Here is a 12411-nt window from a genome sequence, read left to right on the forward strand (position 1 = left end):
TCATGCCCTACTTCATTGAAAGAAGGTCATTAGAAGAAGTCGCTTTGAATGAAACCGAAGTCCATCAACTCCGCGTCTGGCACCGGTGTGAAATTGCTCACGCGGTTCTTCGCGCTCAGCGGCAGCGGTGGGTCGAGCAGGATGTTGTTCTTGTCATAGCCTTTGCCGATGACGGCGAAGATGATGCCGTTCCAGCCTTTGACGAAATCGTCGAGCTTGAAGCGTTTGTGGCCCAGGACCGGATCACCGATGTACACCCAGCCTCTGTCGACCTTCTGCATCACCACGAAGTGCTTGTAGCCGCGGATGTCCATCAACACGACCACCGGGATGCGGATGCTGTGCAGGGTGTCGGGGGCTACCTTGTAGCCGCGTGCACGCATGCCCAGGCTTTCCACGTAGTGCTTCATGTCGAGCATCGAGAAGCCTTGGGTACGGACCAGATCCTCGTCGGCGTGGGCGAGCATGCCCTCGATCACCTGGTTTTCATCCACGTCCAGCCAGTAGGCCTGGCGCAGGATGGTCGCCAGCGAAGCCGCGCCACAGCTGAAGTCGGTTTTTTGCTGGACCAGGTCGGCGAATTTGCGCTCGCGGATACTCTGGACCGGTTTGTAGATCACCGCACCACCGGGCAGCACGGACAACGGCATCTGCGAGGCTTCGCCGACGCTGGCGATGCACAACAGAATTGCCAAGGCGATAATGCGCATACTCGACGCCCCCTGCCTTTTTCTTGTTAGAAAGAGGCTCCCCGAAGGGAGCCTCCAGACCGCAGTGGTTACATCGACGTGTTGGAGATGGCCAGCGAGTTGCTTTGCTGGTTGCCCACACCTGCCGCCACGTTCACGCCCAGGTTGCCGCTGCCACCGTTCACCGAACCACTCAGGGTGGCGGTGTTGGTCACAGGGTTGGCCCAGCCGGTCGGGGTCAGCACTTGGAACGACACGGTGTTGCTCAGAGCGTACTCGCTAGACTCGCTGAAGCTCTTCGAGATGCTGTCCGACGACTGCGAAGCTTTTTCGCCGGCTTTGTCGTAGGCCGAGGCACTGGCTTTTTCCCAAGCCGAGGCGTTGGCCTTCTCGTAGGAAGTATCGCGAGCCTTGTCATAGGACGAGTCATGGCTACGGTCATACGAAGAGTCATAGGACTTATCGAAGGACGAGCTGAGCGACTTGTCGAACGACGAGTTGCTGTTCGACTGATGCGACTTGTCGACCGATGCATCCAGCGATGCACTGAGCGATGCGTCGAAGTCGCTGCTGCGCGAGCGAGTGAAGTTGCCGAAGGTTTGCGACGACGATGCGCTGCCATTGGCGTTGGCATCGAGCGATGCGCTAACCGTGGTGTTGGACGACGAGCTGTGGTCGCGGCTGGACGAGCCGTTTGCAGCCCAGTTGTTGGAGCCACTGGCATTCATGCTGTTGCTGCCGCTGGAGCTGCTGCTGTTGGAGCCGCTGGCGGTCATGCTGCTCGAACCGCTGGAGCTGCTGCTTTTGCTGCCGCTGGCACTGGCGCTTTGGCTGCCCGACGCGCTGTAGCTGGAGCTGGAGCTCTTGTCGACGCTGGCATCGAACGCGCCGCTACGCGAGGCCGAACCACTCGAGGACGTGGTGAAGGTCAGCGTATCGACCCGGTAGGTGCGGTCGGCGGCGTTGTTCACCTGCAGGCCAGGGCCATCCTGGTTAGCCGATGCAGTGGCGGTGGAGTTACCGATAGGCGCAGCATTGTTGGCGATGGCCATGCTGTTTTTCTGTTGGTTGAGGTCGCCGCCAGCGATGTTGATGCCAAGGTTGCCGCTGCTGCCCTGAGCCGAGCCGCTCATGACGGCTGAGCTCTGGGTCGACCAGTTGTTGACCTTGTTGTTGTTGCTGCGCTGGGTGATCTCGGCAGTGGCAGTGGAGGTGCCAAAGACGAAGCTGTTGTCGATCGCAGCGTTGTCGGACGAGGTGTTGGCGATAGCCGAGGCGTTGGCCTGCTGGTTACCGTTACCGGCCGCCACGTTGACGCCCACGTTGCCACTGGCACCAGCGCCCGAGCTGCTCATCTCGGCGGCGTTGACGGTACCTTGGTTGTTGATGGTGTTCCCGGTGCTTCTCTGGCCATCATTTGCATTGGCAGTGGCATCGGTCAGTACCGCACGTGCCGGCGGTGTGTGGTTGTTGTGGTTGTCGTGGCCACGACGATCGTTTTGATTCGCTTGTGCAGCAACAGCCATGACCGCAGCAATTGCGAAAACCAGAGGCTTGATTGCCATCAAGGGTTTCATGGTGTTTCTCCGTCTTTAGGTTAAGTGTTGTTCTTACCTGTACCTAGCTATCTGGGTCAGTTCGCGACCCTTACGCTCAGGGTGTTTGCCGTCTGGTTGCCCACCCCGGCGCTCTGATTCAGCTGGATGACCCCGCGGCTACCGGTGAATGCCTGGTCACCGGTGGTGACATGGCGATAGCCGGGTGAGGTATCAGATGGATCGGAGCTGTTGATCAGCGCCACGTTCTGTTGCAGCAGGACGCTGTCATCGATGCTTTGCGGCTGTGTACTGATGCTGATGCGCAGGGCGTTGGCCTGCTGGGTTGCGGCCCCCGCACTCTGGTTGACGCCCAGTGCGCCGCTGCCATGGCTGAAGGCATTGCCCTGGATGCTGGCACTGGCGCCCATGTTTGGGTCGACGATGGACAATTGGCGTTGGCGGATCTGCGTGGTCGCATTGGCTTGGTGGCCGGTGGCGATTGCCCGGGCGTTGGCCTGTTGCTGGCCATCGCCTGCGGCCTGGTTGACGCTGAAATTGCCTTGGTATTGCGCGCCAGAGCTGTCGATGTTGGCGTCGTTGATTACTGGAACTGGTGATGGTATGGGTGATTGCGCCAGTACCGAGGCACTGCTCAACAGGGCCAGGATTAACAGCGTCTGCCTCATGTCATTTGCCTCCCGTGAGGATCTGCAGTGGGGCAAGACCGCGCTGGACGCTCGAGTTGACCATGTTGGAAATGCCGTTGCCCGAACCGGTGCCACGCCCGGCTGCCTGGTTTGACAGCTGCGTCTGGTTGCCGATTTGGCCGCCGAGGTTGTCGGTCTGTTGGGTAATCAGCGAGGAAATCCCCGTGCCGCTGGTGATGCTGGCGAAGTCCCCATCGCTCAGTTCGTTGGTTTGCCTGAGCACTTGCGCGGAGGGGTTGGCATTGGCGGTGGTGGGGTAGGGGTCGGGCGCCAGGGGCGCACGAATGGCCATGCGCGGTTGCACATCGCGGGTGATCACGATGATGCCGTTATCGGCCTGCGCAGGCAGCGCCGAGCCGAGTGCACAGCCGACCAGCAACAGGCATAAAACGCCTCTATCCAGTTTCCCCATGACGGCTACTCCTTCTTAGAGCGCTGGTCTTGATCAGCGTTGCGAAGGAGGACAGCGAAAGCCGTGCCGGTTTTGGATATCTATTGAAAATCAGCAGCTTGCGCGCATTGCCTGAAGAAACCGTCAAGTTGCTGTATCAGCGCTGAGACAAATTTTCAGTGATTTGGCCTTTGGCCCAGCATTTACGTTACTCGAAGGGCATTTTCAACGAATGTATCACCAGCTTGACACCTCCCCCACAAATGGCTGGGAGCCCACAAAAACGGGGGCTTGGCCTAAGTCGTGTGTGTCATGGGGTTAACATTCGGTGGGGCACAGCGGGGTTTTTCCCTGTAGCAGGTGCTGAACCGCAAGCAGGGCCGTTGCACTGCGTTGCGGCCAGTCTCCCTCGATGATCTGTAGCGCTTGCCCATGGTGTTTCAGCCATCGGCGGCTGTCATCGAAGAACACCTGGCGGTCGGCAAGCTCCGGCTGGCTGCGCTGACCATCGGCGACCCATCCTACCCCGTGCGGGCTGAGCAGCAGGTGCAGGTCGTAACGGCGGGCAAGCAGAGCCTGTTCCAGCCAGGGCGGGCAATCGTCGAACAGGGCGCGGCTCCACAGCATGTTGCTGAGCAGGTGGGTATCTAGGATCAGCAGCTCAGGTGCCTGCTGGCGCGCCTGGTCTTCCCAGGCCAGCTGGCCGCGGGCGATGGTGGGAATGTCGGCATAGCAGGTGTCTCGGCATTCCTGGTCGATGAAGTGGCGTACGTACTCGCCCACCACGATACCGCCGAAATGCGCCTGGATTTCACCGCTGAGCCAGCTTTTGCCACTGGATTCGGGGCCGCACAGCACCAGGACCTTCATGGCTGCACCAATGCAGGGTCACGGCGCCATTCCAGCCAGCCACGTACCGCGATCAGCGTCAGTACGGCAAAGAACCCGGCCGTGAAGTACAGCTGCTGGTGCAGGTACTGGCCGACATAGACCACATCTACCACGATCCATAGCGGCCAGCACTGCACGCGCTTCTGCGCCATCCACAGTTGCGCGACCAGGCTGAATCCGGTCAACGTGGCATCCAGCCACGGCAGGGCAGCATCAGTCCAGTTGGCCATCGCCGCACCGAGTGCCACGCTCAGCAGCAGCCCAGCGAGCAACCCGTCGAACAGTGCCGGGGTTGGCAGGCGCGAGACCAGGCGAGCGTCCTCGACCCGGTCCGGGCGCTTCCACTGCCACCAGCCGTACAACTGCAGCACGGCGTAGGCCAGCTGCAGCAGCATGCCCGAGTACAGCTTCACGTCGTAGAACAGCCAGCCATAGATCAGCACCATGACCAGGCCGATCGGCCAGCACCAGGCGTTCTGCTTGACGGTAAGCCACACGGCGGTGACGCCGAGCACGGCGGCGATGAGTTCGAGGCCGGACATCGGCGATCCTTGGTTGGCAAAGGGCGGCGATTGTAGCTTGTGCAGGGCGGGAGGTGTAGCGCGCAACCGGCACCGGCCCGCTCAGGGGCCGGTATTTACAGCCTGTTCAGACGCGGAACTGACGCAGCAGCTGTTCCAGCTCCTCGCTCAGCTGCCCCAGGGCCAAGCCGGCGTCGCTGGACTGGCGCGCGGCATCGGCGGTCTGCTGCGACAAGCCGGCGGTGTCCAGCACATTGCGGTTGATCTCCTCGACCACATGCGACTGCTGCAAGGTGGCGCTGGCGATCGAGGCGTTGAGGGCGGTGAGGTTGTGCAGTGCCTGGCTGATGGCATCCAGGCTTGAACCGGCCTCGCGGGCTTGTTGCACGGTCTGGCGCGAAGCCTCGCTGCTGGTGTCGATGGCCTTGACCGCCGCATCGGACTGGCCTTGCAGGTGCTCGATCATGGTGTGGATTTCCGCTGTCGACTGCGCGGTACGTTGCGCCAACAGGCGGACCTCGTCGGCCACCACAGCGAAGCCGCGGCCCTGTTCGCCGGCGCGAGCGGCTTCGATGGCAGCGTTGAGGGCGAGCAGGTTGGTCTGCTCGGCGATGGCGCGGATCACCTCCAGTACTCCGCCAATCTTGGTGCTGTGCCCGGCCAGGTCACGGATCACCTGCACGGCCTGCTCGATGGTCGCCGAGAGGCGGTCGATCTGCTGCAGGCTGCCGTGGATGGCCTGCTGGCCGTGTTCAACCTGTTGCTGCGCGGCGCGCATTTCACCGGCGGCCTGTTCGGCCGTCTTGGCCACGTCCTGCACGGCATAGGTGACTTCGTTGACCGCCGTCGCCACCTGGTCCATCTGCAGAGACTGCTGGGCGCTGTGCTGCTGGGCGGCGCCAGCATTGTCGCCGACGTGCCCGGCCGACTGTGCCAGGGCGTGGGCCGCGCCCTGAAGCTGGCCGACCACCCCCTGCAGCTTGCCGTTGAACTGGTTGAAGTGCTGGCCCAGGTGGGTGATCTCGTCGCGGCCGTCGGTATCCAGGCGGCGGGTCAGGTCGCTTTCGCCGCTGGCGATGTTGCCCATGGCCTGCACCGCTTCCTGCAGGGGGCGGGCAATGCTGCGGGCGATGAGCATCACCACCAGGGCCATCAGCACGGCGATGGCCAGGCCGACCAGCGAGGCATCACGCAACTGGCGGGCGAATTCGGCCTGCACATCGTCGACGTAGACGCCGGAACCGATGATCCAGCCCCAGGGTTTGAACAGTTGGATATAGGAGGTCTTGGCCACCGGCTCGCTGGCGCCTGGCTTGGGCCAGCGATAGTCGACCGGGCCGGCGCCCTGGCTGCGGGCGAGGGCGACCATCTCGTTGAACACGGCGAAGCCGTCCGGGTCGCGAATGGCGGAGAGGTCCTGACCGTCGAGCTTGGGGTTGGCCGGATGCATGATCATCTTCGGTCCCAGGTCGTTGATCCAGAAGTAGTCGTTCTGGTCGTAGCGCAGCGCCCGCACTACTTGCAGGGCCTGCTGCTGGGCTGCCTCGCGGCTGAGCGTGCCGGCGGCCTCCAGGCCCTGGTAGTAGGCCAGCACGCCAGCGGCGGTTTGCACCACGTGGCGGGTCTTTTCCGCCTTGGCCTGGTACAGGTCGCCATGGATTTGGCGCAGCATCAGCAAACCGAGCACTGCCAGCATGCCCACCGCTACCACCAGAATCAGCCACAGACGACGGCTGATCGACATCGACCGCAATCCCTTCATCGAATCCACTCCTACCTTGTTCTTTTTATTCAGGTGCATCCAAGCACGCTTTGCAGGCGGCAGGCACTCGACTAATGGCTAAGTGCTAGTTATTGGCTACTCTGCCACAGGCTGCGCGCGCCTTTGTCATACCGCTTTGATAGGATCTCGGCCGGGCAAGATGAAACCTTTAGTCAGGCTGAACTTTTCCACTGGCGCCGGTCCCAGAAGTCGCTGTAAAAAGGCCGCGCCGCGTGCGGCAACCACAAGCAAATCAAGAATAAGGGGCCTGCAAGCAGCAGTGCCCCACCGGGGGAACAATGGATTTTTGGACGGCCTTTCAGGCAATCATCTTAGGTGTGGTCGAAGGGCTCACGGAGTTCCTGCCGATCTCCAGTACCGGCCACCAGATCATCGTCGCCGACCTCATCGGGTTTGGTGGCGAACGGGCCATGGCGTTCAACATCATCATCCAGCTGGCGGCGATCCTGGCGGTTGTGTGGGAGTTCCGCAGCAAGATCCTAGAAGTGGTGTTCGGCCTGGCCAGCCAGCCGAAGGCACGGCGTTTCACCGGTAACCTGCTGCTGGCGTTCATGCCGGCGGTAGTGCTGGGCGTGCTGTTCGCCGACCTGATTCACGAATACCTGTTCAACCCGATCACCGTGGCGACGGCGCTGGTGATCGGTGGTGTGATCATGCTCTGGGCTGAACGTCGCCAGCACACCGTGGCGGTGGACCATGTCGACGACATGCGCTGGACCCATGCCCTGAAGATCGGCTTCGTGCAGTGCCTGGCGATGATCCCGGGTACCTCGCGCTCGGGCTCCACCATCATCGGCGGCCTGCTGTTCGGCCTGTCGCGCAAGGCGGCCACCGAGTTCTCGTTCTTCCTGGCGATGCCGACCATGGTCGGTGCGGCGGTCTATTCGGGCTACAAGTACCGCCACCTGTTCGAGCCGAACGACCTGCCGGTGTTCGCCCTCGGTTTCGTGACCTCGTTCATCTTCGCGATGATTGCCGTGCGCGCGCTGCTGAAGTTCATCGCCAACCACAGCTATGCGGCCTTTGCCTGGTACCGCATCATCTTTGGCCTGCTGATCCTGGCGACCTGGCAGTTCGGCTGGGTTGACTGGTCGACGGCGCACAGCTGACATGGCTCGGGCACAAAACACGGCGCCACGCGGCGCCGAACGCACAGCGGGCGTGCGCAATGCGCGCCTGAAGCTGTTGCTGCTGGGGGGGCTGTGCCTGCTGCCGGTGCTTGGCGCGGTACAGATGGGCTGGAGCGGGCAGAGCTGGGTGCCATTGGCGTTGTACCCGCTGGTGAGCCTGATCAGCCTGCTGCTGTACTGGCAGGACAAGCGCCAGGCCCAGGGCAATACCTGGCGCACGCCTGAAAAGGTGCTGCATGCCAGCGAGTTGCTGGGGGGCTGGCCCGGCGCGCTGGTTGCCCAGCAGCTGTTCCGGCACAAGACACGCAAACTGTCTTACCAGCTGGTGTTCTGGGGTATCGTGCTGCTGCATCAGGTGTTCTGGCTTGACTACCTGTTCCTGGGTAGCCGTTTTCTGCCGTTCAACTGATCAGCTCAGCAGGCCTGGCTGCAACCGTTTTGGCAACCGTCGCACCACCAGTTGGTGCGAGCGCTGCAGCAGGTCGCACAGTTCATCCCGGCCCATGGGGTAGGGTGGCGTCATGCTGATCCACTTGGCACGTGCCAGATAGGGCGCCGGCCGCACGCCAGGCCGGTCGCAATAACCCAGAAACAGCTCGTCGGCGACCTTGAACGACAAGCCAGCTCCGGCCAGGTCAAGCACCGCGAACATCTTGTTACCGGCCACGGAGAACACCCGGATGCCGCCCCATTTGTAGTCTTCCCGCGCGCCCGGCAGGTTCAGGCAGAATGCTGCAACCTGCTCCTCGGTCATTTTCTGCTTAGACATAACGCTCTCCACATGCTTCGAACGACGCCGCCAGGTGGTCGATCCAGGCCCGCACGGCCGGTAACAATCCACGTCGATGAGGGTAGACCGCCTGCAGGTAGCCGCCTGGCAATGACCAGTCCGGCAGCAGCTTCACCAGCTCGCCGCGCTCCAGTTCCTCTTCGCAGAACATGCTGGGCAGGGCAGTGAAGCCCAGCCCGGCGCGCACGGCGGCGTTGCGCACGACAAAATCGTCAATGGCCAAGCGTGGCTCCAGGGCGATCTCCTGCTGCCGGCCATTGGGCCCGTGCAAGCGGAAGTGCACCAGCCGGTCGGCTTCGGCGGCGCCCAGCACCGGCAGCGTGGCCAACTCGGAGGGCTCGCGGATATGGTCGGCAAAGCCGGGGGCTGCCACCAGTTGCATCTGAGCCTGGCGCAGCCGACGGGTCACCAGTGCCGGGTCTTCGTCGCCCAGATCGCGTACGCGCAGGGCGACGTCGATGCCTTCGGAAATCAGATCGACACGGCGGTTGAGCAGGACCATGTCCAGCTGCACCTGCGGGTACTGTTCGAGGAAACGGCTGATCACCTCGGGCAGGAACGCATGGGCCAGGGCTACCGGGCACGACACGCGCAGGCGCCCGCGCGGTTCGCTGCTCATGCTCGCCACCACCTCGTCGGCAGCCTCGGCCTCCAGCAGCATGGCCTGACAATGGTGCAGGTAGCGCTCGCCGACGGCCGTGAGTTTGAGCTGGCGCGTGGTGCGCTGCAGCAGGCGGGTGCCAAGGCGTTCTTCCAGTTCGGCAATCCGCCGCGACAGGCGCGACTTGGGAATGCCCAATTGGCGCCCGGCTGCAGCAAAACCGCCGGCTTCGACCACCTGGGCAAAATAGAAGAGGTCATTGAGGTCTTGCATGGGGCTGTCTCACTGTTCTACCTGTGGGACAAACTAACGCATTTTTACCGACTTTTCAGCCATTCGCCATCCCGGTAGGATTCTCCCCATCGTGATCGCCCACCGCCGCGGTCTTCATTCACAGGAGAGTCCCATGAAACTGTTGCATATCGATTCGAGCATCCTGGGCGACAATTCCGCCTCTCGCCAGCTGAGCCGCGAAGTGGTCGAAGCCTGGAAAGCTGCAGACCCGAGCATCGAAGTGGTCTACCGTGACCTGGCTGCCGACGCCATCGCCCATTTCTCGTCCGCCACCCTTGTGGCTGCCGGCACCCCGGAAGAAGCCCGTGACGCCGCCCAGGCCTTCGAAGCCAAGCTGAGCGCCGAAACCCTGGAAGAGTTCCTCGCCGCCGACGCCGTGGTGATTGGCGCACCGATGTACAACTTCAGTGTACCGACTCAGCTCAAGGCCTGGATCGACCGCGTGGCCGTCGCCGGCAAGACCTTCCGCTACACCGAAGCCGGCCCGGAAGGCCTGTGTGGCAACAAGAAGGTGGTGCTGGTCTCCACTGCGGGTGGCCTGCACGCTGGCCAGCCGACCGGTGTTGGTCATGAGGACTTCCTCAAGGTGTTCCTCGGCTTCATCGGTATCACCGACCTGGAAGTGGTCCGTGCCCACGGCCTGGCCTATGGCCCGGAACACCGTACCCAGGCCATCGACGCCGCCCAGGCGCAGATTGCCAACGAGCTGTTCGCCGCGGCCTGATCGCCGAGCGAAAAAAAACGGCTGGTGCTCCGAGCACCAGCCGTTTTTTTCATCCAGTTTTCATCTGCCGGTGGTAAGGCCGGATCTATGCTGACGCTATCCTGGGGCCTGCTGCGCGATAGCTGACCGATGAACACTCCCTGCCGTTTGCTGGCATTGCTGCTCGGTGGCCTGTTGGCCCATGCCGAGGCTTCCCCGTGGGTGGCCGGTCTGCATCACATGACCCTCGACGACCCGGTCGACGCCAGGCCGATGCAAGCCCTGGCGTTCTACCCATCCCATGGCACACCGCGCAATATCCGCATCGACGGCTACCCTATCGACGTCGCTGAAGAGGCCCCGGTCGCCCTCGGGCAGTTTCCGCTGCTGGTGCTGTCCCACGGCAACACCGGCAGCCCGCTGGCCCTGCATTACCTGGCCACTTCCCTGGCCCGCCGGGGCTTCGTCGTGGTGGCGGTGGTGCACCCAGGCGACAATGCCCGGGACCACAGCCGCCTGGGCACGCTGAGCAACCTTTATGGCCGTCCCTTGCAGGTCAGTGAGGCCATCACGTCCGCCCGTGAAGATGCGTTGCTTGGCCCTTACCTGAATGACGGCAAGGTCGGTGTGATCGGCTACTCGGCCGGCGGTGAAACCGCCTTGATCCTGTCTGGCGCCCAACCTGACCTGGATCGCCTGCGCCGTTACTGCCTCGAGCGCCCAGGTGATACCGATGCCTGCAAGACCCATGGCGTGTTGATTGCCGACCGCAGCGAGCTTTCGCCCAAGGCCGACTCACGGGTTGGCGCGGTGATGCTGATGGCCCCCTTGAGCCTGATGTTCGGCCGCCATGCCCTGGCCGGCGTGAAGGTGCCTGCATTGATCTACAGTGGCGACAGCGACCAGCTGGTGGCGGTGGATCGCAATGCCGAGGAACTGGCGCGCAAGCTGCCGATCACCCCGGACTACCGCTTGCTGGCAGGGGCCGGACACTTCGTGTTCATGGCCCGCTGTGACGAGGAGCAGCGCACGCGCATGGCGGCGCTGTGCAAGGACGCCGATGGTGTCGACCGGCGCCACATTCACCATTCGCTGCAGCGTGATACGGCGGCGTTTTTCACCCAGGCCCTGGGTGCACCGGAGCACGCCGAGCGTTCAGCTGCGGCGACTGCGCCGCGCCAGTAGCAGCGTCAGGCCAACACCGGCCAAGGCCAGCAGGGCCGCGACGCAGAAAATCGAGGCATAACCCAGGTGCACCGCCACTGCGCCCATCACCGGGCCAGCGATGGCCAGTGCCATGTCGAAGAACACGGCATAAGCCCCAAGCCCCGCACCACGGCTGCTGCTCGGCACCTGCTTGATCGCTTCGACGCCCAGTGCCGGGTACACCAGCGACAGGCCGAAGCCCGTCAGGCCGGCACCGACCAGCGCCCAGGGCGGTGAGGGCGCCAACCACAGCAGGCTCAGGCCGAGCACTTCGGTGGCCATGCAGGCCATGGCCACGTTGTAGCCGCCAAAGCGGTTCACCGCGTTGACGAACAGCAGCCGCGAAATGATGAAGCACAGGCCGAAGGCGCTCAGGCACCAGGCCGCACCGACCCAGCCTCGCTCCAGGTAATAAAGGGTGACGAAAGTGGTCAGGGTGCCGTAGCCGATCGACGCCAGGGTCAGCCCCAGGCCGCAGGGGGCGACGCGGCCAAAGGCCGACCAGAACGGGAGCCGCTCGCCGCGCGTCACCACGACGTCGGGGCGTTTGCGCAGCACCAGCAAGGCCACTAACGCCAGCACCAGCAAGGCCGGGCCGAGCACGCTGAAATCCAGGCCGGCGACTGCCAGCACACCGACCGGCGCACCGATGGCGATCGCCCCGTACGAGGCGATGCCATTCCACGAGATCACCCGCGCCGTGTGTTCCGGGCCGACCTGGCTGATGCCCCAGCTCAAGGTGGCGACGCCAATCAGCCCCTGCGCCAGGCCCAGCAGCACACGGCCGCCGAGCAGCAGGGCCAGGCTCAGCAGCGGCACCTGCAGCGACCAGGCCGAGAGCAGCGTCAGCACCCCGCAACCGGCGATGCCCAGCAGGCCATAGCCAATCGCCTTCTTGCCCCCCAGGGTATCGGCCACGCGCCCGGCGAAAGGGCGGCTGAGCAGGGTGGAAAGGTACTGCAGGCCGATGGTCACCCCGGCGATCACCGCACCAAAGCCCAGCTGGTCGTGCACATAGCTGGGCAGCACCGCAATCGGCAGGCCGATGCAGAGGAAGGCAATGAAGGTGAAGAAGACGATCGACAGGATCTGCAGGGTAATACTTAAGGTACTGCTGGCGGGGGCAGACTGTTGCGCGGTCATGGGCTCTTTCGCGGGCGGGCGGTT

Annotated in this window: 14 protein-coding genes and 1 pseudogene; 4 read left to right on the forward strand and 11 right to left on the reverse strand. The window is 63.3% G+C overall.

What is annotated here, in order from left to right; translation table 11 throughout:
• Window positions 1–29 precede the first annotated feature (29 nt).
• The 8 genes and pseudogenes from ACOKS3_RS13770 to ACOKS3_RS13805 form a co-directional block, all read right to left on the reverse strand.
• A complete protein-coding gene (locus tag ACOKS3_RS13770) occupies window positions 30–710 on the reverse strand; it encodes a C39 family peptidase (protein WP_422763203.1) in 681 nt (226 codons plus the stop codon).
• Window positions 711–778: 68 nt separating this feature from the next.
• The gene (locus tag ACOKS3_RS13775; RefSeq protein ID WP_103447225.1) at window positions 779–2266 is read right to left on the reverse strand and encodes an autotransporter outer membrane beta-barrel domain-containing protein; all 1488 of its coding nucleotides are present in this window, start codon (window positions 2264–2266) and stop codon (window positions 779–781) included.
• A 56-nt stretch (window positions 2267–2322) separates the two neighbouring features.
• On the reverse strand, window positions 2323–2913 hold the full coding sequence (locus ACOKS3_RS13780) for an adhesin (RefSeq protein ID WP_422763204.1): 591 nt from the start codon (window positions 2911–2913) through the stop codon (window positions 2323–2325).
• A gap of 1 nt (window position 2914) precedes the next feature.
• A complete protein-coding gene (locus ACOKS3_RS13785; RefSeq protein ID WP_103447227.1) occupies window positions 2915–3346 on the reverse strand; it encodes a hypothetical protein in 432 nt (143 codons plus the stop codon).
• A gap of 297 nt (window positions 3347–3643) precedes the next feature.
• On the reverse strand, window positions 3644–4195 hold the full coding sequence (locus tag ACOKS3_RS13790) for an AAA family ATPase (protein WP_422763205.1): 552 nt from the start codon (window positions 4193–4195) through the stop codon (window positions 3644–3646).
• Window positions 4192–4758: a nicotinamide riboside transporter PnuC gene (gene pnuC, locus ACOKS3_RS13795; RefSeq protein WP_422763206.1), complete on the reverse strand. Its 567-nt coding sequence runs from the start codon at window positions 4756–4758 to the stop codon at window positions 4192–4194. Before pnuC ends, ACOKS3_RS13790 begins: the two co-directional genes overlap by 4 nt.
• Before the next feature lie 106 nt (window positions 4759–4864).
• Window positions 4865–5599: a methyl-accepting chemotaxis protein gene (locus ACOKS3_RS13800; protein WP_422763215.1), complete on the reverse strand. Its 735-nt coding sequence runs from the start codon at window positions 5597–5599 to the stop codon at window positions 4865–4867.
• Window positions 5600–5737: 138 nt separating this feature from the next.
• A pseudogene (locus tag ACOKS3_RS13805) lies at window positions 5738–6538 on the reverse strand (cache domain-containing protein); the annotation flags it as partial.
• A gap of 260 nt (window positions 6539–6798) precedes the next feature.
• On the opposite strand from ACOKS3_RS13805, the gene ACOKS3_RS13810 reads away from it, so the two are divergent.
• A complete protein-coding gene (locus ACOKS3_RS13810; RefSeq protein WP_103447231.1) occupies window positions 6799–7629 on the forward strand; it encodes an undecaprenyl-diphosphate phosphatase in 831 nt (276 codons plus the stop codon).
• A gap of 1 nt (window position 7630) precedes the next feature.
• Entirely contained in the window at window positions 7631–8059 is a 429-nt protein-coding gene (locus tag ACOKS3_RS13815) for a DUF1294 domain-containing protein (RefSeq protein WP_103447232.1), read from the forward strand.
• On the opposite strand, the gene ACOKS3_RS13820 is transcribed toward ACOKS3_RS13815, so the two are convergent.
• Together ACOKS3_RS13820 and ACOKS3_RS13825 are read right to left on the reverse strand one after the other, a co-directional pair.
• Window positions 8060–8419: an MmcQ/YjbR family DNA-binding protein gene (locus ACOKS3_RS13820; protein WP_103447233.1), complete on the reverse strand. Its 360-nt coding sequence runs from the start codon at window positions 8417–8419 to the stop codon at window positions 8060–8062.
• The gene (locus ACOKS3_RS13825) at window positions 8412–9314 is read right to left on the reverse strand and encodes a LysR substrate-binding domain-containing protein (protein ID WP_103447234.1); all 903 of its coding nucleotides are present in this window, start codon (window positions 9312–9314) and stop codon (window positions 8412–8414) included. Before ACOKS3_RS13825 ends, ACOKS3_RS13820 begins: the two co-directional genes overlap by 8 nt.
• A gap of 133 nt (window positions 9315–9447) precedes the next feature.
• Here ACOKS3_RS13825 and ACOKS3_RS13830 point away from each other — a divergent pair, with 133 nt between their 5' ends.
• Both ACOKS3_RS13830 and ACOKS3_RS13835 read left to right on the forward strand, forming a co-directional pair.
• Entirely contained in the window at window positions 9448–10059 is a 612-nt protein-coding gene (locus ACOKS3_RS13830; RefSeq protein WP_060507230.1) for an FMN-dependent NADH-azoreductase, read from the forward strand.
• Between the two features lie 129 nt (window positions 10060–10188).
• Entirely contained in the window at window positions 10189–11223 is a 1035-nt protein-coding gene (locus tag ACOKS3_RS13835; protein WP_422763207.1) for an alpha/beta hydrolase family protein, read from the forward strand.
• Here the strand turns inward: ACOKS3_RS13835 and ACOKS3_RS13840 are convergent.
• Complete coding sequence (locus ACOKS3_RS13840; protein ID WP_103447236.1) at window positions 11194–12387, reverse strand: MFS transporter; 1194 nt, start codon at window positions 12385–12387, stop codon at window positions 11194–11196. The two genes, ACOKS3_RS13835 and ACOKS3_RS13840, sit on opposite strands and share 30 nt — an antisense overlap.
• Window positions 12388–12411: the final 24 nt, after the last annotated feature.

Origin of the sequence: Pseudomonas sp. HS6-2 (genome assembly GCF_049325675.2) — a bacterium.
Lineage (GTDB): Bacteria > Pseudomonadota > Gammaproteobacteria > Pseudomonadales > Pseudomonadaceae > Aquipseudomonas > Aquipseudomonas putida_N.